Raw genomic sequence first — 23,047 nt, forward strand, 5'->3', positions numbered from 1 at the left:
TTGAAGCGCTGGAGCTTGCTCGTCCAACTGGACGCGTCGCTCCACGTCAAGCGGGGCACCGATGCTGCGTTATGTATTCAGGCGGCTTCTGACCGCCATTCCGACGCTATTCGTCATTGTGACCATGGCGTTCTTCCTGATTCGCGTCGCGCCGGGCGGCCCCTTCAACCAGGAGCGGGGCCTGAGCCCCGAGATCAGGGCCAATCTTGAGGCGCAGTTCGGTCTCAGCGATCCGCTCTGGCTGCAATATGTCCACTATCTCGGCAATCTGCTGCGCGGCAATTTCGGCCCCAGCTACAACATGCCTGACTTCACCGTCGGCGAACTGTTTGCCAAAGGCCTGCCGATATCGATCCAGCTTGGCGCCTCGGCGCTGATCCTGGCGCTGCTGCTGGGCAGCGTGCTCGGCACCATCGCCGCGCTCAACCAGAACAAGTTGGGTGATTATGCGGTGATTGCGCTGGCGACCGCCGGCAGCACCATCCCGACCTTCGTCATCGCACCGGTGATCCAGCTCGTGTTCGGATTGACCTGGAAGCTGTTGCCGATCGGCGGCTGGGGCGACGGCGCCTTCCTCAACAAGATCGGCCCGATCCTGACGCTCGCTCTGCCGCAGATCGCCATCGTTGCCCGCCTGATGCGCGGCTCGATGATCGAATCGCTGCGCTCAAACCACATCCGCACCGCGCGCGCTCTCGGCCTGTCCGACTGGTCGGTGGTCGTTAAACATGCGCTGCGCGGCGCCGTCCTGCCGATCGTCTCCTTCACCGGCCCGGCGGCGGCGGCATTGCTGACCGGCTCGATCATCGTCGAGACGATTTTCTCCGTTCCCGGGGTCGGCCGCTATTTCGTCGATGCCGCGCTCAACCGCGACTACACGCTGGTGATGGGCACGGTGGTGGTCATTGCGCTGTTCACCATCCTCTTCAACCTGATCGTCGACGTCATGTATGCCGTCGTGGATCCGAGGGTGCGCTATGACTGAGATCGCAGCCACCGCTCCGGCCGTTATCGGGCGCTCTTTGTGGGGCGACGCCTGGGCGCGCCTCAAGGCCAATCGCGCCGCCATGTTCAGCCTCTACTATCTTGCGGTAATTGCGGTCGTCTGCGTGTTCGGCCCCCTGTTCGTGCCGCACCAATACACGACGATCTATGCCGACTATGTGCGCATGCCGCCGAGCTTCTCGGCCTATCCGAAAGCCGACATGATCGAGACCGCGCTCAATGAGGCGATCAAGCGCATGCGTGTCGACATCAAGGAGTGGAAGCAGGAGGGCAATCGCGTCTTCGTCACCGTCACCTCGTCCAAGCCGCTCGACGACCGCAACATCCGCTATCTCGATCGTTCCGACGCCTTTGACGACACCAAGATCGAAACCAAGTCGCCCGACGGTCTCGAAGTGACGATGAGCGCGGCGATCAAGCAGCAATACTTCCTGTTCGGCACCGACAACACCGGCCGGGACATGCTTTCGCGCACGCTGATGGCCGGGCGCATCTCGCTGGCCATCGGCCTGCTTGCCGGCGTCGTCGCCGTGGTCATCGGCGTCCTCTATGGCGCCGCGGCCGGATTTTCCGGCGGCAAGATCGACGAGGTGATGATGCGCATCGTCGACGTGCTCTATTCCTTACCGTTCATCTTCTTCGTCATCATGCTGGTGGTGTTTTTCGGCCGCAACTTCGTGCTGATGTTTTTGGCGGTCGGCGCCGTGCTGTGGCTCGATATGGCGCGCATCGTGCGCGGACAGGCGCTGTCGATCCGCCGCCAGGAATATGTCCAGGCGGCCGAGGCCATGGGCGTCGGCCAGCGCGGCATCCTGATCCGCCACGTCATTCCCAATCTGCTCGGCCCGGTGGTGATCTACATGACGCTGCTGGTGCCGCAGGTGATTATCCTGGAAAGCTTCCTGTCCTTCCTGGGCCTAGGCGTCCAGGAACCGATGACCAGCTGGGGCGTGCTTATCTCGGTCGGCGCCAAGAACATCGGCACCGCCAACTGGCTGCTGCTGTTCCCGGCCTTCTTCCTCGTCTCGACGCTGTTCGCGCTAAACTTCGTCGGCGACGGCCTGCGCGATGCGCTCGACCCGAGAGATCGATAAGGATGGGGATCGCAGAGATGAAAACTCCCGAAACGATCCTCAGCGTCAAGGATCTGCGCGTCCGCTTCCGCACGCTTGATGGCGCGGTCGAAGCGGTCAAGGGCATCAACATCCACGTCAAAGCCGGCGAAACCGTTGCCGTGGTTGGCGAATCCGGCTCCGGCAAGAGCCAGACGATGATGGCGGCGATGAGCCTGCTGGCCTCGAATGGCGAGGCATCAGGCAGCGTCGACTATCGCGGCCGCAACCTTCTGACACTGAGCAAATCCGAGCTCAACCAGGTGCGCGGCCGCAAGATCAGCATGATCTTCCAGGAGCCTATGACCTCGCTCGATCCTCTCTATTCGATCGGCAACCAGCTGATCGAACCAATCCGCCGGCATCGCGGTCTTGGTGCCGCCGAGGCGAGGGAAGAGGCGCTCAAGCTGTTGCGGCTGGTGCACATCCCCGATCCCGAGCGGCGGATGAAATCCTATCCGCACGAAATGTCGGGCGGCCAGCGCCAGCGCGTCATGATCGCTATGGCGCTCGCCAACGATCCCGATATCCTGATCGCCGACGAACCGACGACGGCGCTCGACGTCACCATCCAGGCGCAGATTCTGATGCTGCTCGCCGAACTGCAGCGCAAGCTCGGCATGGCAATCGTCTTCATCACCCACGATCTCGGCATCGTCCGCCGCTTTGCCGACCGCGTCTATGTCATGCGCTACGGCGAGGTGGTCGAGGAGGGCGAGGCGCAGGCACTGTTCGCCAACCCGCAGCATGCCTACACCAAGATGCTGATTGCCGCCGAGCCGACCGGCACCAAGGCGCCGCCGCCGGCCAACGCGCCTGTCCTGCTCGAAGGCCGGAATGTCGAGGTCACCTTCAGGATCGGCGGCGGTTTTCTCGCCGGAGAGCCGCTGATGCTGCGGGCGGTCGACCGTATTTCGATCCGGCTGCAACGCAACCAGACCATCGGCATCGTCGGCGAATCCGGTTCGGGAAAATCGACGCTCGGTCGCGCTCTGCTCAGGCTTCTGCCTAGTGACGGCGTCATCCGTTTCGGCGACCGCGATATTTCCGGCGCCGACCGCCAGGCGATGCGGCCGCTGCGGCGCGAATTGCAGCTGGTCTTCCAGGATCCGTTCGGCTCGCTGTCGCCACGCATGACCATCGGCCAGGTCATCACCGAAGGGCTTCTGGTGCACGAGCCGAGCCTGTCCGGCAAGCAGCGCGATCTGCGCGCGGTCGAGGCGCTGCTCGAGGTCGGGCTCGATCCCAATTCGCGCAACCGCTATCCGCATGAATTCTCTGGCGGCCAGCGCCAGCGCATCGCCATTGCGCGCGCCATGATCCTCAAGCCCAAGGTGGTGGTGCTGGACGAGCCGACCTCGGCGCTCGACCGCTCGGTGCAGAAGCAGATCGTCGAGCTGCTGCGCAAGCTGCAGGCCGACCACGAACTGTCCTACCTCTTCATCAGCCACGACCTCGCAGTCGTGCGCGCCATGGCCGACTACATCATCGTCATGAAGCAAGGCAAGATCGTCGAGGAGGGGCCGACCGAGGCGATCTTCAGCAATCCGCAGGATATCTACACGCAGACGCTGATGGCGGCAGCGATCGATGTCACGCGGTTCAGGTTGAGTGCCTGAGGCAAACGGCGACAGCCAGGCGTTCTGGCTGTGTCAGCTCATTCCGACGATGCCTGGCATTTGCGGGCTCTGACGGCCGAAATGGCCTCTTGCTGCTGCTTCAGCCGTTCGATCCTGGCCGTTTCGCGATCGGCGACGGCGGTCTTGACGCGTGTGCCGCCCCAGAGCCAGCGCGGCACGCTGGTGTTCGCGACCTTGCCGCGACTGATGGCCGTTTGTGAGATGTTGCGGGCGATGCTTCCCACTTCGTTGTTGAGCTCGACGCAGGTCATCGTGTCGTATTTCGCCGGATTGACCGCTCCGCCTATAGACGAGCAGCCGCCGACAGCCAGCAGGAGGAGCAAAAGAGGGAGCGGCAACCGTGCCGTCGGAATCAACTGCATGTCGGCAACCTCACTCCAGCACCGCTATTTCGATGCTGATCATAGTGTCGAGGTAGAGCAGGCTATCGTTTCGTCAAAAGCGACCCGCGCTGTCAAGTGCGAGCTGGAGTGCGGCAGCAGCAGATGCTGCGCGGCTGACCTTGGCCTGCCAGTATCAACCAAAACATTTTCCAGGAGATCGCGGTTTTTCGGGAGAACAGCTAAGTCGCTGTTTTTTCTGGTCGGAGTGGCAGGATTTGAACCTGCGACCCCATCGTCCCGAACGATGTGCGCTACCAGGCTGCGCTACACTCCGTGACCAGACCGCGGGCTTATAGCCGCCGTACTTCGTTCCTGCAAGCGCCAATGGCAGCGCTTCTGTCGCATTTCGTCCGCTTTCGTCGGGCATTGCCGCAAAGGCCGGATTTCCTCCCCGGGATAAACCCGGCTTAAAGCCTTGTGTGCTAAGCCGCTGCCTCGATAGATCGTATTTCCGCCGCTCTGGAGCTCTGCAGTCTTGCCCCTGAAAATCGTTGGCGACGCCCGGCACAACACCTTCGAATTTGAAACCTCGGCGCTGATCAAGGCGTCCGGGTTTCGCGAATATGACGCCCGCTGGTGGTTCGGCCATCCGGGTTCGGAACTGCCGCCTCAGCTCAATCTGATCGGCGTCCAGGCGCTCGGGATGGGGCTCGGCACGCTGATTCGGCGCCTCGGTGCCGGGCCCGACATCGTCACCGGACATGATTTCCGCTCCTATTCGCTTGGTATCAAGCTGGCGCTGGTGTCCGGGCTGATGGCCGCCGGCGCGCGGGTCAGGGATATTGGCCTGGCGCTGTCGCCGATGGCCTATTTCGCCCAGTTCGCGCTCGATGCCCAGTCGGTCGCCATGGTCACCGCCTCCCACAACGAGAACGGCTGGACCGGCGTCAAGATGGGCGCGGCACGTCCGCTGACCTTCGGTCCGGAAGAGATGGGCGCGCTGAAAAAGATCGTGCTTGCCGGCGACTTCGACCTTGTCGGCGGCGGCTCCTATGATTTCGTGTCCGGGTTCCGCGAGACCTATCTCGACGACCTGACTGCGGGCAAGCGCATCTCGAGACCGCTGAAGGTGGTCGTCGCCTGTGGCAATGGCACCGCCGGCGCTTTTGCGCCGGAAGCGCTGGCGCGGATCGGCTGCGAGGTCATTCCACTCGATGTCGAACTCGATCACACCTTCCCGCGCTACAATCCCAATCCCGAAGATATGCGGATGCTGCACGCCATCCGTGACAAGGTGCTGGAGACCGGGGCCGATGTCGGGCTCGGCTTCGACGGCGACGGCGACCGCTGCGGTGTCGTCGACAATGAAGGCGATGAGATCTTCGCCGACAAGGTCGGCGTCATGCTGGCGCGGGATATTTCGCGGCTCCACCCGGGCTCGACCTTCGTCGTCGACGTCAAGTCGACCGGATTGTTCAACACCGACAGCGTGCTGCGGGAAAATGGCGCCGTCACCGACTACTGGAAGACCGGCCACTCCTACATCAAGCGCCGTGTGGCCGAACTCGGTGCCATCGCCGGCTTCGAGAAATCCGGCCACTTCTTCTTCAATCCACCGGTCGGGCGCGGCTATGACGATGGCATCGTCACGGCGATCGCCATCTGCCAGATGCTGGATCGCAGCCCCGGCAGATCGATGGCCGATCTCTACCACGACCTGCCACTGACCTTCGGCACGCCGACCATGTCGCCGCACTGCCCGGACGAACTGAAATATGGCGTGGTCGAGCGGGTAGTCTCCGACTTTCAGGCCATGAAGAAGGACGGCGCCGTCTTCGCCGGCCAGAAGATCGCCGACCTCATCACCGTCAATGGCGTGCGTGTCGTGGCCGAGGACGGCACCTGGGGGCTGGTGCGAGCCTCATCGAACGAGCCGTCGCTTGTCGTGGTGGTGGAGAGCCCGGTATCGTCCGAGCGCCGCTGGCAGATGTTCGAAGCCGTCAATGCCGTGCTGCGCCGCAGCCCGGAAGTCGGCGCCTACAACCAGACCTTTTGAATGGGCACTTCATGACCGAGCGTATCGTCAGTTTTGTCATGAGTGGCGGCGTCGGCTCGCGGCTCTGGCCACTGTCGCGCGAAGACAACCCGAAGCAATTCCATGACCTGTCGGGTGACGGCTCGATGCTGGTCAAGACGTTGCGCCGGCTGACGGACAGGCCCAGCGGCGAAACGCCGATCTTCCTGATCGCCTCGGAGCGGCATGCCGAGCGCGTTCATGCCGACCTCGCCGGTATCGACCTGTCCGGAGGCGGCCCGCTGTTCGAGCCGACCGGTCGCAACACTGCCGCAGCGGTGGCGCTGGCGACGCTGCGCACATTGTCCGACTTCGGCGACAGCCTGGTGCTGGTGGTGCCGTCCGACCATGAGATATCAACGGCGCGGCAGTTTTGGCAGAGCGTCGAAGCCGGAAGCGCGGCGGCGCGCGCGGGCCGGCTGGTGGTGTTCGGCATCAAGCCGACCCAGCCGGAAACCGGTTACGGCTATATCGAGGTCGCTAGCGAGAAGGATGGCGTCTTCGACGTGTCGCGTTTCGTCGAAAAGCCCGATCTTGCAACGGCGCAGGATTATCTCAAGGCTGGAAATTTCTACTGGAACACCGGCATCTTCCTTTTTCGCGCCAGCGCCATGCGCGACGCTTTCGCCGCCTTTCAGCCGGATATCTGGAACACGACCGAGGCGGCCTACAAGGCTGCGACATCGGACCTGTCCGGCCTCTACATGCCGCTGGAGCTCTACGCCGCCATCCCGTCGAACTCGATCGACTATGCGATCATGGAGCACGCCAAGGGCATCGCGATGGTGCCGGCCGGCTTCCGCTGGAACGATCTTGGCTCCTGGCAGTCGCTGCTCGATGTCGGTCCCTCCGACAGCGCGGGCAATGTCATCGTCGGCGACGTCGTCGCCATCGATTGCGAAAACTCCTACATCCGCAGCGACGGCCGGCTGTTGTCGGCCATCGGCATGAAAGACGTCGCCATCGTCTCGACCGCAGACGCCACCTTCGTCGCCCCGGTCAGCCACAGCCAGCACGTCAAGAAGATCGTCGAGCAACTGGAAAAATCCGGCCGGCTGGAGACCCGATTTACGCCGGCGCATGACCGCGTCATCGAAAGCGGCGCCTGGCGCCGCCGCGTCCATCACTGGCTGTTTCAGGAGACCTTGCCACTCTGGTCGACGGTCGGCGTCGACGAGCGCCATGGCGGTTTCCACGAGGCACTAGGTTTTGACGCCACGCCGCTGATGAAGCCCAAGCGCATGCGGACCCAGGCCCGCCAGATCTATGCCTTCGCCGTCGCCAAGGAACGCGACTGGGACGGTCCCGCCGACCGGCTGATCGGCCACGGCATCGACTTCATCGCCAGCAAGGGCCGCACCGGCAGGGGCGGCTGGGTGCGCACGCTCCATGTCGATGGCAGCGTCGCCGACGCCACGGAGGATGCCTACGATCATTCCTGCGTGCTGCTGGCGCTGGCGCACGCCCATATCTCGGGCAATCCGGATGCGCTGCGGCTTGGTGAGGAAACCTTCGCCTTCCTCGACGCCCACCTCGAGGACAGCCGCATGACCGGTTTCCTCGAGACATCGAACCGCGAGGGCGAACGGCGTTCAAACCCGCACATGCACCTGCTCGAGGCCTTCCTGGCCTGGCATCAGGCGACTGGTGAGCGCACCTATCTGCGTCGCGCCGCCCGCATCATCGACCTGTTCCGCAGCCATTTCTTCGACACGGAAAGCTGGACGCTCGGCGAATATTTCGACGCCGAATGGAAACCGGCGGCCGGCGAAAAAGGCTCATGGACGGAGCCCGGCCACCATTTCGAATGGGCCTCGCTGCTGGTCGATTTCGCCGCGCGCAGCGGCCAGAGCGAGCTGACCGGCTTTGCCCGAAAACTCTACGCCTCGGCCATCGCCAACGGCCTCAACCGCGCCACCGGCCTTTCCTATGGCGCCGTCTCGCGGCAAGGCCTGCCGCTCGACCTGATATCGCGCAGCTGGCCGCAGGCCGAAGCGGTGAAGGCGGCGATTGCGCTGGACGGTTCGGGCGGACCGGACCTCAAGCCCGAGATCGAGGCCCGCGTCGGTCGGCTGTTCCGCTGGCACATCGACCCGGCGCCGCTCGGCCTGTGGATCGACCGCATCGACGAACGCGGCCGCTCGCTGGCGTCGGACGTGCCGGCCAGCATTTTTTATCATCTGGTCTGCGCGCTGACGCAGTATCTGGATGGGACGGCTGAGAAGGGGTGAGACGCATAAGCTGCCAACTCCCCCCTTGCGGGGGAGATGGCCGGCAGGCCAGAGGGGGTCGGTTCGACTGGACGCGACCTTCTTGCGGCCGATGAGGGGTGGCACTTCACGCGCGGCGACCCCCTCTGTCGCCTTCGGCGACATCTCACCCTCAAGGGGGGAGATTACGCCGAAGGCGATTTCGCTAATCAATACGGACTGGCCACATCCCCAGTCTCGACGTAGATCGATTTCAGCTGCGAATAGAGCGCCAGTGCTGCCAGTGAATTTTCCCGCCCGATGCCCGACTGCTTGAAGCCGCCGAACGGGATTTCGACCGGCGTCAGATTGTAAGCGTTGATCCAGCAGGTGCCGGCCTGCAGCTCGGCGATGACGCGGTGGGCGCGCGGCAGGTCGCGCGTGAACACGCCGGCGGCGAGGCCGAATTCGGTGTCGTTGGCGCGATCGATCACCTCGTCCTCGCCGTCGAATTTCAGCACGCTCATCACCGGTCCGAAAATCTCCTCGCGGGCAATGCGCATGCTGTCGGTGACGCCGGTGAACACCGTAGGCTCAACGAAGAAGCCGCCACCAAAACCCTGCAGCGACGGCAAATTGCCACCGCAGGCGAGCGACGCGCCGTCCTGCTTGCCGATCTCGATATAGGAGACGACCTTCTCATGCTGCGCCTTCGAGACCAGCGGCCCCATCTGCGTCTCGGGATCGAGCGGATCGCCGATGCGGATTTTTTTGGTGCGCTCGACCAGCCGTTCGACGAAGCGGTCGTGGATGCCGCTCTGCACGAAGACCCGTGTGCCGTTGGAGCAGATCTGGCCACTCGAATAGAAATTGCCAAGCATGGCGCCGCCGATGGCGTTTTCGAGATCGGCGTCGTCAAAGACGATCAGCGGCGACTTGCCGCCGAGTTCCATCGTGGCGTGCTTCATTTTTGAGCCGGCGAGCGCCAGTACCTTGCGGCCCGTCGGCACCGAACCGGTGACCGAGACCTTGGCCACGACATCATGGCCGACCAGCCCGGCGCCGACATCGCCAAAACCTTGCACGACGTTGAACAGCCCGTCGGGCAGGCCGGCTTCGGTGTAGATTTCGGCCAGAGCCAAAGCCGATAGCGGCGTGTTCTCCGACGGCTTGAAAACCATGGCGTTGCCCATGGCCAGCGCCGGCGCCGATTTCCAGCCGGCGATCTGGATCGGGTAGTTCCAGGCGCCGATGCCGACGCAGACGCCGAGCGCCTCGCGCCTAGTGTAGGCGAAGGGTCCGCCGAGATCGATCGCTTCGCCATTATAGGCAGCGACTGCGCCGCCGAAATATTCGAGGCAGTCTGCCGCTGACGGCGCATCCGCGACCAGCGTTTCCTGGATCGCCTTGCCGGTGTCGAGCGTCTCGATGCGGGCGAGGTCGGCATTGCGGGCGCGCAAAATGTCGGCGGCGCGGCGCAGGATGCGTCCGCGTTCGACCGGCTTCAACCGCGCCCAGGCCGGCTGTGCTGCGCGCGCCGCTTCGATGGCGAGTTCCAGCACGTTCGGCGTCGCCGAACGCAACATGGCGATGGTCTCGCCGGTAGCCGGATAGATGACCGGCAGTGGTGCGCCGCCTTCGTCCTCGATGTAGCGTCCATTGACATAGTGCGATGCCGTGGGCTGGGCGCGCATGATTTTCTCCAAACTGTATTCGCTATTGCGGAGCACTCCGCCCGACAATGCCCTATCGATCCGCCACCTGCCAGCGCGGATTGATCCAGGGTTCCTGGTTGGACGGCGCCAGTGGCGTGCGGCCCAGAATGTGGTCGGCGGCCTTCTCGCCGGTCATGATCGACGGCGCGTTGAGGTTGCCATTGGTGACGCGCGGGAAGATCGAGGAGTCGGCGACCCGCAGCCCATCGATGCCGATGACCCGGCATTCCGGATCGACCACGCTCATCATATCGTCGGCACGACCCATCTTGCAGGTGCCGCAAGGATGGTAGGCGCTCTCGGCGTGATCCCTGATGAAGACATCGAGATCGTCGTCCGACTGGACGTGCGAGCCCGGCGAGATTTCCTTGCCGCGATAGGCGTCGAATGCCTTCTGCCCGAAGATCTCGCGGGTCAGCCTTATGCAATGGCGGAACTCGGTCCAGTCGTCCGGATGCGACATGTAGTTGAAGCGGATCACCGGCTTCGATTTCGGGTCGGGCGAGCGCAGCGTCACCGAGCCGCGCGACTTCGACCGCATCGGCCCGACATGCGCCTGGAAACCGTGCGACTGCGCCGCCGCCTTGCCGTCATAGCGCACCGCCGCCGGGATGAAATGATACTGAATGTCGGGATAGTCGACGCCGGCCTGCGAGCGCACGAAGGCGGCCGCCTCGAAATGGTTGGTGGCGCCGAGCCCGGTTTTGAAGAACAGCCATTGCGCGCCGATCAATGCTTTCGAGAATGGGTTGAGCACCGAATTCAGGGTGATCGGCTGTGTCGATTCCTGCTGGATGTAGAGCTCCATATGATCCTGCAGATTGCGACCGACGCCGGGCCGGTCGGCCACCACGGCAATGCCGTTTTCGCGCAAATGCTCGGCCGGGCCGATGCCGGACAGCATCAGGATCTTTGGCGAATTGATCGACGATGCGGCAACGATCACTTCACGTCGTGCCTTAACGACCTGAATCTGTTTGTGAGCTTCGATCTCGACGCCGATGGCGCGTTGATTCTCGATGATCACCCGCCGCGCGAAGCCTTTGACCACACTGACATTCTTGCGTTTCAAAGCCGGCTTCAGATAGGCGCTCGCCGCCGACCAGCGGCGGCCGCCGCGGATGGTCTGCTCCATCGGCCCGAAGCCTTCCTGCTTCGATCCGTTGTAGTCGTCGGTCAGTTCGAAACCGGCCTGGCGGCCTGCCTCGACGAAGGCGCCATAGAGCGCATTTCTTCTGGGGCCGCGCTGGACATGCAGGGGGCCGCCATGGCCGCGCCAGCCATCCTCGCCGCCGTCCGAGTCTTCCATGCGCTTGAAATAGGGAAGCACGTCCGCGAAGCCCCAGCCGGTCGCCCCTTGTTCGGCCCAGTGGTCGAAGTCGCGCGCATGTCCCCGCACATAGACCATGCCGTTGATCGAGGACGAGCCGCCGATCACCTTGCCGCGCGGCGTTGCCAGCACGCGGCCGCCGAGATGCGGCTCCGGCTCGCTGGCAAAGCCCCAGTCGTAAAGGCTCATATTGAGCGGGATCGACAGCGCCGACGGCATCTGGATCAGCGGCCCGATATCGGTACCGCCAAACTCGATGACGATGACCGAATGCTTGCCGTCTTCCGACAGCCGGTAAGCCATGGCCGAGCCGGCCGAGCCGGAGCCGATGATGACGAAATCTGCTTCAAGCATGGTTCATATGCGCCATAAAGTCGGCGAGCGAGACATTGCCGCCGGTAGCCACAACCAGGACGGTTTTACCCGCCACATCCACCTTGCCGCCGAGCAGTGCTGCCAGCGACGCGGCGCCCGAAGGTTCGAGCACCAGCTTCATCCGCTCGAAGGCGATCCGCATCGCGCTGCGCACCGATTGGTCGTCGACAGTGATGCCACGAACGCCGGCAGCCTTCACCGCCGCGAACGGCGCGTCGCCGGGCCGTCGCGACATCAGCCCGTCGCAGATCGACTTCGGGGCGATCGGCATGGTCTCGATGGCGCCATGCTCCAGCGATGCGCCCATGCCGTTGAAACCCTCCGGCTCGACGCCGATGATCTCGGTCTTCGGCGACAGATAATGGAAGGCGAGCGAGACGCCGCCGATCAGTCCGCCACCGCCGACCGAGCAGAACAGCAGATCGGCCTTGGCGTCCTTGGCGGCTAGCTGGTCGAGCGCCTCCAGCCCAGCGCCCGCCTGGCCGGCGACGATCTCCGGATCGTCAAACGGATGGAGCAGTATGAGGCCCTCGGTCTCGGCGATCTCGCGTGCCTTGGCGGCGGCAACTTCCTCACGCGCCCGATCGCCATGATCGGTCAGCACGACGCGCGCGCCATAGCCGGCCGTGGCGTCGCGCTTGGCGGCCGGCGCATCGATCGGCATGACGATGGTGACGGGAATGCCGAGCGCCTGGCCGGCGGCGGCCAGCCCTTGCGCGAAATTGCCGGAGGAGTAGGCGACGACACCCTTTTTGGCCTCGTCAACCGACAGCTTCTTCAGCCGCCAATAGGCGCCGCGCACCTTGAACGAGCCGGCCCATTGCAGCGATTCCGGCTTGATGAAGACGCGCGCCGCACCGGTCTCGTGGGCAAGGGCTGCCGATTCCAGCAGCGGCGTGATCTGCGTCGCCCTGGAGGTGACGGCATAGGCCTGCCTAAGGTGGTCGAGGGTGGGGACAAGATTTGTCATCATTCGCCTCGCGGATACCGTTTGCTCTCTTCGAGATTGTCGAGGTTCATGTGATTGCGCATGTAGCGCTCCGAGGCCTTTTGCAGCGGCTGGAAATCCCAAGGGTAATAGGCGCCGTTGCGCAGCGCCGGATACACGACCCAGCGGCGCGCCTGGCTTTCGCGCACGGCAGCGTCGAAAGCCGCCATGTCCCAGCGCGCCCGGACCTTGTCCATGAACGCCGCCACCAGAGCTGCGTTTGCCGGATCGCCGGCGAGGTTGTCGCGCTCGAGCGGATCGGCTTCGAGGTCGAACAACTGCGGCGGGTCGAGCTCGCAATGAACGAATTTGTATTTACCGTCGCGGATCGCCACCAGCGGCGCTGAGGAGCCTTCCGCGGCATACTCGATCAACACCGGCGCCATGCGCTGTCCGCCCTTGGCAAGCGGCAGAAGCGACTGGCCGTCGGTCCACGGTGCGATCGCGCCGATGTCGATGCCGGCGAGGTCGCAAAGCGTCGGCGTCACGTCGAGATTGGAGACCGGCGCCTCGATCAGGCCCGACGCGACACCCTTGCCGGCGATCATCAGCGGCACTCGCGCCGAGCCCTCGAAAAAACTCATCTTGAACCACAGGCCGCGCTCGCCGAGCATGTCGCCATGGTCCGAGCAGAACAGGATGATGGTGTCATCGAGCATGCGCGTGCGGCCGAGAACGTCCAGAAGCTCGCCGAGCTTGTCGTCGACATAGGAAATGTTGGCGAAATAGCCGCGCCGCGAACGACGCACCTGCTCAGGGGTAATCTCGAAGGACGAATAGTCGCTGGCGCGGTACAGCCGCTGCGAATGCGTGTCCTGATCGTCATAGGCGATGAATCCCGTTTCCGGGTCCAGCGCCTGGCAATGCTCATAGAGATCCCAATATTGCTTGCGCGCCACGTAGGGATCGTGCGGATGCGACAGGGAAACGGTGAGGCACCAGGGCCGATGCTTCGCATCGTCCTGTTCGCGCGAAAGCTGATAGAGTTTCTGCGTGGCCAGGAACACGACCTCGTCGTCATATTCCATCTGGTTGGTGGTCTCGGCGACACCGGCGCCGGTCACCGAGCCGAGATTGTGATACCACCAGTCGATCCGCTCGTCGGGCTTGCGATAGTCCGGCGTCCAGCCGAAATCGGCGGGATAGATGTCGGTGGTCAGCCGTTCCTCAAAACCGTGCAACTGGTCCGGCCCGACGAAATGCATCTTGCCCGACAGGCAGGTGTAGTAGCCGGCGGCGCGCAGATGATGGGCGAAGGTGGGGATCGACGAGACGAATTCGGCTGCGTTGTCGTAGACCCCGGTGCGCGATGGCAACTGCCCGCTCATGAACGAAGCGCGGCCCGGCGCACAGAGCGGCGACGCCGTGTAGTTGTTCTTGAAGCGCGCCGAACGCGCGGCCAGCGCCTTCAGATGCGGCGCATGCAGGAAGTCCGCCGGCCCGTCGGGGAACAGCGTGCCGTTGAGCTGATCGACCATGACGATCAGGAAGTTGGGTCGCCTGGCTGTCACTGCTGCTGCCGCCCGCTGAGTTTGATTTCCAAATAGTCCTCGATCAAGGCGATCGCGGTCGCGGCATCGGGTACGCCGTCCTTCAGCGCACGCCTGATGTAGAGCCCGTCGATCATTGCCGCTGTCGCTTCGGCAACGCGGTCGGCCTCGCTGCGCGGCAGGATGCCGGTCAGCCCGCTCAGCAAATTGGAGTGCAGGCGCCGCGCATAGACCTTGAGCAGCCGGCGCAATGCCACTGATTTCTGCGCCTCGACATAGAAGGCGAGCCAGGCGGCAATCGTTTGCGGATGGAACTGGACGTCGGAGAAGTTGACGGCGACCACCGCCGAGACGCGCTCACGCGGCGTGGTGGCCGAACCCAGGGCGCGCAACGTGTCGGCGGTCAGCTCGGCCAGGATGTAGCGCATCGTCGCCAGCAGGAGTTCGTCCTTGGCGCCGAAATAGTGATGGGCCAGCGCCGACGACACGCCGGCACGCCCGGCGATTTCCGACATGGTCACGTCAAGCGAGCCGCGCTCGCCGATCGCCGAGATCGTCGCGTCGATAAGCGCCCGCCGGCGCAATGGCTCCATTCCGACTTTCGGCATTGTTGTTCCCGGCTCTTGCCGCCATGATTATTTTTTATTGACGGATCAATCAACAAAAATCCAGTGCGATTTCGATGCGAAGATCAGGTGGCCCAACGACAGGCGTTTCTGGCTCTTCACGCGGCGAGGAAAACGGTTCATGATTGAACAATATTCGAAGCGCAGGCGCCGCAGGACGTGCTAGGCTGGCGTCGAGGATGGAGGTTGAGATGACAGCATGCATCGTCGGCTGGGCGCATTCGCGCTTCGGCAAGCTCGAAGGCGAGACGCTGGAGAGCCTGATCGTCAAGGTGGCAACGGACGCGCTCGACCATGCCGGCATCGGCCCGGACGAGGTCGACGAGATCGTGCTCGGCCACTTCAACGCCGGCTTTTCCGCCCAGGATTTCACCGCAAGCCTGGTTCTCCAGGCCGACGACCGGCTGCGCTTCAAGCCGGCGACGCGGGTGGAGAACGCCTGTGCCACCGGCTCGGCGGCGGTCAGGCAAGGCATCCGCGCCATCGATGCCAATGCCGCTCGCATCGTGCTGGTGGTCGGCGCCGAGCAGATGACGACGACGCCCGGCCCCGAGATCGGCAAGAACCTGCTCAAGGCCTCCTATCTGCCCGAGGACGGCGACACGCCGGCTGGCTTTGCCGGCGTCTTCGGCAAGATCGCGCAAGCCTATTTCCAGCGCTACGGCGACCAGTCGGATGCGCTTGCCATGATCGCCGCCAAGAACCACAAGAACGGCGTCGACAATCCCTATGCGCAGATGCGCAAGGATTTCGGCTATGAGTTCTGCCGCCAGGAAAGCGAAAAAAACCCCTTCGTTGCCGGTCCCTTGAAGCGCACCGACTGCTCGCTGGTCTCGGACGGCGCCGCGGCCTTGATCCTTGCCGACACCGCAACCGCGCTGAAGATGCGCCGTGCCGTTGCCTTCCGCGCCAACCAGCATGTGCAGGATTTCCTGCCAATGTCGAAGCGCGACATCCTGACCTTCGAAGGCTGCGAGCAGGCGTGGAACCAGGCGCTGAAGCAGGCCGGCGTCACGCTCGACGATTTGTCCTTCGTCGAGACGCATGATTGTTTCACCATCGCCGAGCTGATCGAATATGAGGCGATGGGTCTGGCCAAACCGGGCGAGGGGGCGAAGCTCGCCTTGAGCGGCGAGACCGCGAAGGACGGCCGGCTGCCGGTCAATCCCTCCGGCGGGCTGAAGGCCAAGGGCCACCCGATCGGCGCCACCGGTGTCTCCATGCATGTGCTGACCGCCATGCAGCTTGTCGGCGAGGCCGGCGGCATCCAGGTGCCGGGCGCAAAACTCGGCGGCATCTTCAACATGGGCGGTGCCGCGGTCGCCAACTACGTTTCCATTCTCGACCGGATCAGATAAACCGCCCGCATTTACGGGAGGTGACATGACAAATCCGGTTCTGGTCGAGGTCTTGCGCGGCGCGATCGTCGAGAGCGGCCATCGCGGCGCCGTCGCGGTCTTCGATGCCGACGGCAAGCCGTTCCTGGAGATCGGCGACACGACGCGCCCGGTGTTCCCGCGCTCGGCGGTCAAGGCGATCCAGGCGCTGCCGTTGGTCGAAAGTGGCACCGCCGATGCCTATGGCTTCGGCGACCGCGAGCTGGCGCTGGCCTGCGCCTCGCATTCCGGCGAGCCGGCGCATGTCGAACTGGCGCGTGCGATGCTGACCAAGGCCGGCCTCGATGAGACCGCCCTGGAGTGTGGCGCGCACTGGCCATCGAGCCACGACGCGGAGATTGCGTTGGCCCGCACCGGCCGCGTGCCGAACCCGCTGCACAACAACTGCTCCGGCAAGCATTCGGGTTTCCTCTGCACCTGCGTCCACACCGGCATCGACCACCACGGCTACGTCAAGGCCGGCCATGCGCAGCAGGAGATGGTGCGCGATGCCATGCAAGCGGTGACCGGCGCGAGCCACGGTGCCGAGGATTGGGCGACCGACGGCTGTTCGATCCCGACCTACGCTGTGCCGCTGCGCAGTTTTGCTCTCGGCTTTGCCCGCATGGCGACGGGCAGGGGCTTCGCGCCCGAGCGCGCCAAAGCGGCGAAGCGGCTGCTGTCGGCCTGCATGGCCGAGCCGTTCCTCGTCGCCGGCACCGGCAAGGCGGATGTCGCGCTGATGCAGGCCGCGCCCGGCCGCATCTTCGTCAAGACTGGCGCCGAAGGCGTCTATTGCGCTGCCGTTCCCGAACTTGGTCTTGGCATTGCGCTGAAATGCGATGATGGCGCCGGCCGCGCCGCCGAGGCGATGATCGCCACCGTGCTGGCCAAGCTGCTACGGACCGACGCGGCTCTCGCCGCGACATTGACCGAACAGGCAAATCCAGCCATCGCAAGCCGGATCGGCGCCAAGGTCGGCGCGCTACGGCCGACGGCTGCGCTTAGCTGACGAATACACGCCTCTCGGTGAAAATTCGGGTCAGGCCGAGCCGAAAATGGTGGGTTCCGAGAACCGGAACGGAGCGTACTTTGGTACGTGAGTACCGGAGCGGAGGGAGCCACCATTTGCAGGCCGGCCTCACCCGAATTCTAGCTGACGTGGTTGCGCTCGACAGTGAGATGCGCGTATCCCGCATTGCCTAGCGAGGCGAGATCGCCGGTCACCGGCTCGGCCCAGCGCTGGCCAATGATGGCGCCGTTTTTCGCGCCGTCGATGACATTATCGGAGATGACCGCCGTTCCTGCGCCTTCGACCACGGTGACGGCGATGCCGATTCCCACCTTGCGGATGATGTTCCCGGTCGCCACCACATTGCGCATATACGCGCCCCAGCCGATCTGCATGCCGTAGAGCGGCGCATTCTCGATGACGTTACCGGAAACCGTGGTGTCGGCCTCGACGCTGATGCCGACGCCGAAGCCGGGCGCATCGGCAGGGTAGGGGCCTGACGTCGAGAGGTTGCGCACGATGTTGCCGGAGCACACGCCCATGCGTCCGCCTTCGTTGAAATTGACGATCGAAATGCCGTTGGCGGCGCCGTCGACGATGTTGTTGCTGAGGATCGCCCCTTCGAAGGCAAATTCGGAATAGAGCGCCGTTTCGCCTGACCGCGAACAGGTATTGCCGGAGACCTGCAAATTGCTGGAACTGTTGGCGCGGATCGCCGAGAACGCGCAGTCGGAGACGATGTTGCCCGAGATCGAGACTTTGCCGGCGCGGAAGGCATTGATGCCATTGCCGTTCTGGCCGGTTCCGCCGCTGCGGGCGCCAATGCGTTGGACGCGGTTGCCGCTGACGATGGTGCCGTCTTCCGCCACTTGCCAGCGATGCACGAGGATGCCGCCATTGCCGCAGTCGGACACGGTGTTGCCTGATATTTCCAGACCGCCGGCCTCGACGGAGTAGATGCCGGCGTCCGCCGCCCCCGATATTTCGGAGCGCTCGATGCGGCCCGACGCGTGCTCGAGCGCCAGTCCGTGCTTGCCGCTGCCGGTGATCCGGCAATTGTCGACGACGAGGTGGGCGACGCGGCGCAAATCGAGCAGGCCTTGCGCGTAATCGGCCATCCAGCGGTTGGCGCCATCGAACACCAGCCCGGTGAGTTCGATGTGTTCAGCCTGTTCGGTCATCAGCAAATGGCCGTCGCCGCCATAGACGATGCGCGAGGCGCCGGGCACGCCGGAGAGCCTGACGCGGGCGGGCAAGGTGAGGTTGGACACGACATAGGCGCCCGGCGGCAGGAACACCGGCATGTCGCGCTCGCTGGCATCCCGCAACAGCTTGGCGAAGGCCTTGCTCTGGTCGTCAAGCGTGCCGGGCTGCAGGCCGAGATCGGTCGCGTTGATGGAACCGCGCATCGAGGCCTTCTCGATGCCGGGCAGGCTGGCAGCGGCTGCCTTGCCGAGCGAGAGGCCGATCACGGCAAAGCCGGCAGTCTGCGTCAGCAGCGTTCGTCTGTTCAACATCGGCACAGAATCCTGGCGTCCGGTCGTGATATCGCAGGATTCGTGCCAGGCGCCGCGGGCCCTGAGATCGGCTTGCCGGCAATGGCTTGTGCAGTCGCAGCGACGCGCCTAAATTCGATGCATGAGCAGAGCTTTCACCCGCGAGGAAGACAGCGAAAACGCCATTGCCGGTATCGGCGAGCGGCCGGTCAGCCAGCACCGCAATCTGGTGACGGAACACGGCCTGGCGCAGATCGAGCAGGAACTGGCTAGTCTGCGCGATGAACTGGCCAAGGCGGAGAAGAAAGCCGAGCGCGAGCGCATCGCGCTGGTGTCGCGCGACCTGCGCTACTGGACCGCACGGCGTGAGAGCGCCGAGCTGTCCGTGCCGGAGCCCGGCAGCGATCTGGTGCGCTTTGGCATGGGTGTCACGCTGCAAGGCGATGACGACAGGAAGGTGCATTGGAGGATCGTCGGCGAGGACGAGGCAGACCCTGCCAAGGGCAGCATTTCCCATGTCTCGCCCATGGCCTTGGCCTTGTACGGCAAGAAGGTCGGCGACGTGGCGAGCGTCAACGGCAAGGAATGGGAAATCGTGAAGCTCTCGGATAGCTAGAGCTTTCACCTCTGGTGCGCCGATTGGCGCCTCTAACCGCCAGCCAGCAGCCGGTCCATCAGCCGGTCCGCCGCTTCCGGGATGACCGTGCCCGGCGGGAAGATTTCCGCCGCACCCGCCTGCAGCACCGCGTCGTAATCCTGTGGCGGGATGACGCCGCCGGCGACGATCAGCATGTCTTCGCGGCCGAGCTTCTTCAGCGCGTCGCGCAGTTCGGGAATGAGCGTCAGGTGCCCCGCTGCCAGCGATGAAGCCCCGATGATATGCACGTCATGTTGGACCGCGAGCTTTGCGATCTCTTCCGGCGTCTGGAACATCGCGCCGACGGTGACGTCGAAGCCGAGATCGGCAAAGGCGGTGGCGATGACCTTCTGGCCGCGATCATGGCCATCCTGTCCCATCTTGGCGACGAGGATGCGCGGCTTGCCGCCGTTTTTCTTCTCGAAGGCCTCGATCTTTTCCTGCAGCCGGTCGACCACCGGGTTGTCGCCGAGCGCGTTGCGATAGACGCCGGAGATCGTCTGCACCGAAGCGACATGGCGGCCGAAGACCTTTTCCAACGCCAATGAAATCTCGCCGACCGTGGCATTGGCGCGCGCGGCACGGATGGCGAATTCCAGGAGATTTTCACCGCTCTCGGCGGCACGGGTCAGGGCATCGAGCGCGCTCTCGGCAGCGGCGACATCGCGTGTGCCCTTCAGCCGTTGCAGCTTCGACAATTGCCGCGCCCTGACTTCGGCATTGTCGATCTTCAGCACATCGACGTCGATGTCGTTCTCGGGGCGATGCGCGTTGACGCCGACCAGCATCTGCTCGCCGGAATCGATGCGCGCCTGCGTGCGCGCCGCCGCCTCTTCGATGCGCAGCTTGGGTATGCCTTTTTCGATCGCAGCGGCCATGCCGCCGAGGCTCTCGACCTCCTCGATATGGGCAAGCGCGCGCGCCGCCAGATCATGCGTCAGCCGTTCGAGATAGGCTGAACCGCCCCACGGGTCGACAATGCGCGTGGTGCCGGACTCCTTTTGCAGGATGAGCTGTGTGTTGCGGGCGATGCGGGCCGAATGGTCGGTCGGCAGCGCCATCGCCTCGTCGAAGGAATTGGTATGCAGCGACTGCGTATGGCCTTGCGTCGCGGCCATCGCCTCGATCATGGTGCGGATGATGTTGTTGTACGGGTCCTGCGCCGTCAGCGACCAGCCCGAAGTCTGACAATGGGTGCGCAGCGACAGCGAGCGCTCGTCCTTCGGCGCGAAATTCTTCTTCATCAGGCTCGACCACAAAAGGCGCGCTGCCCTCAGCTTGGCGACTTCCATGAAGAAGTTCATGCCGATCGCCCAGAAGAAGGAAAGCCGCGGGGCGAAACGATCGATGTCGAGGCCGGCGGCGACGCCGGCGCGAGCATATTCGATGCCGTCGGCAATCGTGTAGGCGAGCTCGAGGTCGGCTGTCGCGCCCGCTTCCTGCATGTGATAGCCGGAGATCGAAATCGAATTGAACTTCGGCATGTGCTTCGACGTGTAGGAGAAGATGTCGGAGACGATCCGCATCGAAGGCTTTGGCGGATAGATGTAGGTGTTGCGTACCATGAACTCTTTCAGAATGTCGTTCTGAATGGTTCCGGCCAGATCCTTCTGCGCAACGCCTTGTTCTTCCGCCGCCACGATGTAGAGCGCCATGATCGGCAGCACCGCGCCGTTCATGGTCATCGACACCGTCATCTCGTCGAGCGGGATGCCGTCGAACAGCTGGCGCATGTCGAGAATGGAATCGATGGCCACGCCCGCCATGCCGACATCGCCGGCCACGCGCGGATGGTCGCTATCGTAGCCGCGATGGGTGGCGAGATCGAAGGCGACCGACAGGCCTTTCTGACCGGCGGCAAGATTGCGCCGGTAGAAGGCGTTGGATTCTTCGGCTGTCGAGAAGCCGGCATATTGCCGGATCGTCCAGGGTTGCTGGACATACATGGTCGGATAGGGGCCACGCACGAAGGGCGGCATACCAGGATAGGTGCCCAGGTTCGGCAACCCCTTGAGGTCGCTCTGGTTGTACAGATGCTTGGCGATCAGGCCTTCCGGCGTCAGCCGCTGGCCCTTGATTTCGACCGGCGCGCGGCGTGGCGGCACCCAGCCTATCTGGCTGAAATCCGGGATCAAGATGCTGCTCCGATCGACTGGTCGATGCGCATCGGAAACAGCGGCTCGCACACCGCCACACCTTCGGTGAAGGCTGGCCGCCGCTCCGCTGCCAGTGTCTCGACCGGACGTTCGCTTGTCTGGGGATAAAGCGTCGTGCCGATAATCGCCCTTTCGCCGGCCAGATAGGCGGCGTTGCGGCGGGCGGCAGCCGCCTTGACCCGTTCCTGGATATGGCCTTGGCTCAGGCTGGACAGCACACCGCCTTCGGCCTCGATCTTCTGGAACTCGTCCCAGGCGGCTTCACAGAGGCCCAAAGTCAGCGCTTCGACGGCGCCCGAGCCATAGGCGGGGTCGGCGACATGGTCGATATGGCTTTCATTGGCCATGATCAGTTGCGCGTTGCGCGCGACGCGGCGGGCAAAGCCGGCCGGCAAGCCATGCGCGATGGTGTGCGGCAGGATGGAGATCGAATCCGCCCCGCCGGCGGCAGCTGCAAAAGCGGCGATCGCGGTGCGCAGGATGTTCGTCTCCGGGTCCGCCATCGTCATCATGCGGAACGACGTTTCGGCGTGGACATTGGCGGTCGAGGCGGGGATCGAGCAAGTCTCCTGGATCCGCGCCCACAGCCGGCGCAGCGCCCGGACCTTGGCCATCGACAGGAACTGATCCTGGTCGACGCTCAGCGCAAAGCCGATATGCGGAGCCGCATAGACAAGCGGCTGGCGCGCCTGCTCGAACATTCTGAGATAGGAGACCGCCGAGGCCAGCATGGTGCCGAGCTCCTGCGCCTCGGTGGCGCCGGCATTGTGGAACACCCGCCCGTCCGCCTCCAGAAGGACACCGGGCACACCCATCGAGAAGAAATGCGCCAGCGATTGCGGCATCGATGCCTGCAAGGCCTCGATCGACATGCGCAGCCGGCCGGTGCCAGCAAAGATCGCCGCCGGATCGATGCCGAAGGAGAGGTTGAGCTTGGCTGGGTCGGAGCGGCGTTTACCGAGGAACGCCACCAGCCAGTCGGCCACGGCGCGGCTCCACGGATGCGCGTCGATGCGCACCTGGATGCGGTTGAGCGGCACGCCGTCCAGAACCGTTTCCAGCGCCTTCGCCGTCCGCGGCAGGCCATAGCCGAACGCATTCGGCGCCCCTTCGAAGACCAGCGACAATCCCGTGGTGCCCTGTGCGACGTCGTCCATCGCCTGGGCTTTGGCACGCCCGACATCCGGATCGTCGATGCGCTGGCTGACGATCCACGGCGATCTCGGATTGACGCGGACCAGCGGTTCAGCCGTCAGCGAACGATCATAGAGCGGCTCGATGCGGATGCCATCGTCGGTATGGGAGACCAGCTTTTCCTCGAAGGAACCGCCGGCGAGCGCCTTCTCCGCCAATGCCAGCCATCGCTGCCGGTCAGCGTTCGGAAGGTCGTCATCCCTGGTCAAGGCACCGGCGCCCATCCACATTCCTCATTTTGTCGGCCGCATCAGCCTGAAACGTCAGTCTACGGTCCCCGGTTCGATATCACAATGCAACATGCTGACC

General features: G+C 64.1%; 17 protein-coding genes and 1 tRNA gene. 8 read left to right on the forward strand and 10 right to left on the reverse strand.

Going from position 1 to position 23,047, the window contains the following annotated elements; translation table 11 throughout:
- The first annotated feature begins 61 nt into the window (after positions 1–61).
- From AC1DVW_RS00515 to AC1DVW_RS00525, 3 genes are read left to right on the forward strand one after another with little or no spacing between them, the layout of a single operon-like run.
- Positions 62–985, forward strand: coding sequence for an ABC transporter permease subunit (locus AC1DVW_RS00515; RefSeq protein ID WP_477243694.1), 924 nt, complete (start codon positions 62–64; stop codon positions 983–985).
- On the forward strand, positions 978–2,099 hold the full coding sequence (locus AC1DVW_RS00520; protein WP_477243696.1) for an ABC transporter permease: 1,122 nt from the start codon (positions 978–980) through the stop codon (positions 2,097–2,099). The genes AC1DVW_RS00515 and AC1DVW_RS00520 overlap by 8 nt, the downstream gene beginning before the upstream one ends.
- 17 nt (positions 2,100–2,116) lie before the next feature.
- The gene (locus AC1DVW_RS00525; RefSeq protein ID WP_477320682.1) at positions 2,117–3,736 is read left to right on the forward strand and encodes an ABC transporter ATP-binding protein; all 1,620 of its coding nucleotides are present in this window, start codon (positions 2,117–2,119) and stop codon (positions 3,734–3,736) included.
- A 38-nt stretch (positions 3,737–3,774) separates the two neighbouring features.
- Here AC1DVW_RS00525 and AC1DVW_RS00530 read toward each other — a convergent pair whose 3' ends face one another.
- Together AC1DVW_RS00530 and AC1DVW_RS00535 are read right to left on the reverse strand one after the other, a co-directional pair.
- Positions 3,775–4,119 carry a hypothetical protein gene (locus AC1DVW_RS00530; protein ID WP_477271963.1) on the reverse strand — a complete coding sequence of 115 codons (345 nt, stop codon included), beginning with the start codon at positions 4,117–4,119 and terminating at the stop codon, positions 3,775–3,777.
- Between the two features lie 218 nt (positions 4,120–4,337).
- Positions 4,338–4,414 (reverse strand) — tRNA-Pro (locus AC1DVW_RS00535).
- A gap of 201 nt (positions 4,415–4,615) precedes the next feature.
- On the opposite strand from AC1DVW_RS00535, the gene AC1DVW_RS00540 reads away from it, so the two are divergent.
- A complete protein-coding gene (locus tag AC1DVW_RS00540; RefSeq protein WP_477320683.1) occupies positions 4,616–6,136 on the forward strand; it encodes a phosphomannomutase/phosphoglucomutase in 1,521 nt (506 codons plus the stop codon).
- An 11-nt stretch (positions 6,137–6,147) separates the two neighbouring features.
- A complete protein-coding gene (locus AC1DVW_RS00545) occupies positions 6,148–8,385 on the forward strand; it encodes a mannose-1-phosphate guanylyltransferase/mannose-6-phosphate isomerase (RefSeq protein ID WP_477320684.1) in 2,238 nt (745 codons plus the stop codon).
- Between the two features lie 188 nt (positions 8,386–8,573).
- Here AC1DVW_RS00545 and betB read toward each other — a convergent pair whose 3' ends face one another.
- From betB to betI, 5 genes are read right to left on the reverse strand one after another with little or no spacing between them, the layout of a single operon-like run.
- Positions 8,574–10,037: a betaine-aldehyde dehydrogenase gene (betB, locus tag AC1DVW_RS00550; protein ID WP_477320685.1), complete on the reverse strand. Its 1,464-nt coding sequence runs from the start codon at positions 10,035–10,037 to the stop codon at positions 8,574–8,576.
- A 52-nt stretch (positions 10,038–10,089) separates the two neighbouring features.
- Positions 10,090–11,742: a choline dehydrogenase gene (gene betA, locus AC1DVW_RS00555; protein WP_477320686.1), complete on the reverse strand. Its 1,653-nt coding sequence runs from the start codon at positions 11,740–11,742 to the stop codon at positions 10,090–10,092.
- Entirely contained in the window at positions 11,735–12,736 is a 1,002-nt protein-coding gene (locus tag AC1DVW_RS00560) for a threonine/serine dehydratase (RefSeq protein ID WP_477320687.1), read from the reverse strand. The genes betA and AC1DVW_RS00560 overlap by 8 nt, the downstream gene beginning before the upstream one ends.
- Positions 12,733–14,262, reverse strand: coding sequence for a choline-sulfatase (gene betC, locus AC1DVW_RS00565; RefSeq protein ID WP_477320688.1), 1,530 nt, complete (start codon positions 14,260–14,262; stop codon positions 12,733–12,735). The genes AC1DVW_RS00560 and betC overlap by 4 nt, the downstream gene beginning before the upstream one ends.
- Positions 14,259–14,849 carry a choline-binding transcriptional repressor BetI gene (gene betI / locus AC1DVW_RS00570; protein ID WP_477320689.1) on the reverse strand — a complete coding sequence of 197 codons (591 nt, stop codon included), beginning with the start codon at positions 14,847–14,849 and terminating at the stop codon, positions 14,259–14,261. Before betI ends, betC begins: the two co-directional genes overlap by 4 nt.
- 209 nt (positions 14,850–15,058) lie before the next feature.
- Here betI and AC1DVW_RS00575 point away from each other — a divergent pair, with 209 nt between their 5' ends.
- On the forward strand, positions 15,059–16,225 hold the full coding sequence (locus tag AC1DVW_RS00575; RefSeq protein ID WP_477320690.1) for an acetyl-CoA acetyltransferase: 1,167 nt from the start codon (positions 15,059–15,061) through the stop codon (positions 16,223–16,225).
- A 25-nt stretch (positions 16,226–16,250) separates the two neighbouring features.
- The gene (locus tag AC1DVW_RS00580; protein WP_477320691.1) at positions 16,251–17,255 is read left to right on the forward strand and encodes an asparaginase; all 1,005 of its coding nucleotides are present in this window, start codon (positions 16,251–16,253) and stop codon (positions 17,253–17,255) included.
- 140 nt (positions 17,256–17,395) lie between these two features.
- Here the strand turns inward: AC1DVW_RS00580 and AC1DVW_RS00585 are convergent, their stop codons facing one another.
- Positions 17,396–18,772: a TIGR03808 family TAT-translocated repetitive protein gene (locus AC1DVW_RS00585; protein ID WP_477320692.1), complete on the reverse strand. Its 1,377-nt coding sequence runs from the start codon at positions 18,770–18,772 to the stop codon at positions 17,396–17,398.
- 121 nt (positions 18,773–18,893) lie between these two features.
- Here AC1DVW_RS00585 and greA point away from each other — a divergent pair, with 121 nt between their 5' ends.
- On the forward strand, positions 18,894–19,367 hold the full coding sequence (gene greA / locus AC1DVW_RS00590) for a transcription elongation factor GreA (RefSeq protein WP_477243719.1): 474 nt from the start codon (positions 18,894–18,896) through the stop codon (positions 19,365–19,367).
- 32 nt (positions 19,368–19,399) lie between these two features.
- Here greA and scpA read toward each other — a convergent pair whose 3' ends face one another.
- Positions 19,400–21,523 carry a methylmalonyl-CoA mutase gene (gene scpA, locus AC1DVW_RS00595; protein ID WP_477320693.1) on the reverse strand — a complete coding sequence of 708 codons (2,124 nt, stop codon included), beginning with the start codon at positions 21,521–21,523 and terminating at the stop codon, positions 19,400–19,402.
- On the reverse strand, positions 21,520–22,962 hold the full coding sequence (locus tag AC1DVW_RS00600; RefSeq protein ID WP_477320694.1) for a methylmalonyl-CoA mutase subunit beta: 1,443 nt from the start codon (positions 22,960–22,962) through the stop codon (positions 21,520–21,522). The genes scpA and AC1DVW_RS00600 overlap by 4 nt, the downstream gene beginning before the upstream one ends.
- Positions 22,963–23,047 lie beyond the last annotated feature (85 nt).

This window comes from Mesorhizobium sp. P3_B5, from assembly GCF_056402815.1.

Excerpts from the sequence above, each read along its gene's own strand:
- AC1DVW_RS00545 (WP_477320684.1), top strand. The coding sequence starts at position 6,148 with ATGACCGAGCGTATCGTCAGTTTTGTCATGAGTGGCGGCGTCGGCTCG.
- AC1DVW_RS00520 (WP_477243696.1), top strand. The coding sequence starts at position 978 with ATGACTGAGATCGCAGCCACCGCTCCGGCCGTTATCGGGCGCTCTTTG.
- betA (WP_477320686.1), bottom strand. The coding sequence starts at position 11,742 with ATGCTTGAAGCAGATTTCGTCATCATCGGCTCCGGCTCGGCCGGCTCG.
- greA (WP_477243719.1), top strand. The coding sequence starts at position 18,894 with ATGAGCAGAGCTTTCACCCGCGAGGAAGACAGCGAAAACGCCATTGCC.
- betB (WP_477320685.1), bottom strand. The coding sequence starts at position 10,037 with ATGCGCGCCCAGCCCACGGCATCGCACTATGTCAATGGACGCTACATC.
- AC1DVW_RS00560 (WP_477320687.1), bottom strand. The coding sequence starts at position 12,736 with ATGATGACAAATCTTGTCCCCACCCTCGACCACCTTAGGCAGGCCTAT.
- betI (WP_477320689.1), bottom strand. The coding sequence starts at position 14,849 with ATGCCGAAAGTCGGAATGGAGCCATTGCGCCGGCGGGCGCTTATCGAC.
- AC1DVW_RS00585 (WP_477320692.1), bottom strand. The coding sequence starts at position 18,772 with ATGTTGAACAGACGAACGCTGCTGACGCAGACTGCCGGCTTTGCCGTG.
- AC1DVW_RS00515 (WP_477243694.1), top strand. The coding sequence starts at position 62 with ATGCTGCGTTATGTATTCAGGCGGCTTCTGACCGCCATTCCGACGCTA.
- AC1DVW_RS00530 (WP_477271963.1), bottom strand. The coding sequence starts at position 4,119 with ATGCAGTTGATTCCGACGGCACGGTTGCCGCTCCCTCTTTTGCTCCTC.
- AC1DVW_RS00525 (WP_477320682.1), top strand. The coding sequence starts at position 2,117 with ATGAAAACTCCCGAAACGATCCTCAGCGTCAAGGATCTGCGCGTCCGC.
- AC1DVW_RS00580 (WP_477320691.1), top strand. The coding sequence starts at position 16,251 with ATGACAAATCCGGTTCTGGTCGAGGTCTTGCGCGGCGCGATCGTCGAG.
- AC1DVW_RS00575 (WP_477320690.1), top strand. The coding sequence starts at position 15,059 with ATGACAGCATGCATCGTCGGCTGGGCGCATTCGCGCTTCGGCAAGCTC.
- AC1DVW_RS00600 (WP_477320694.1), bottom strand. The coding sequence starts at position 22,962 with ATGGGCGCCGGTGCCTTGACCAGGGATGACGACCTTCCGAACGCTGAC.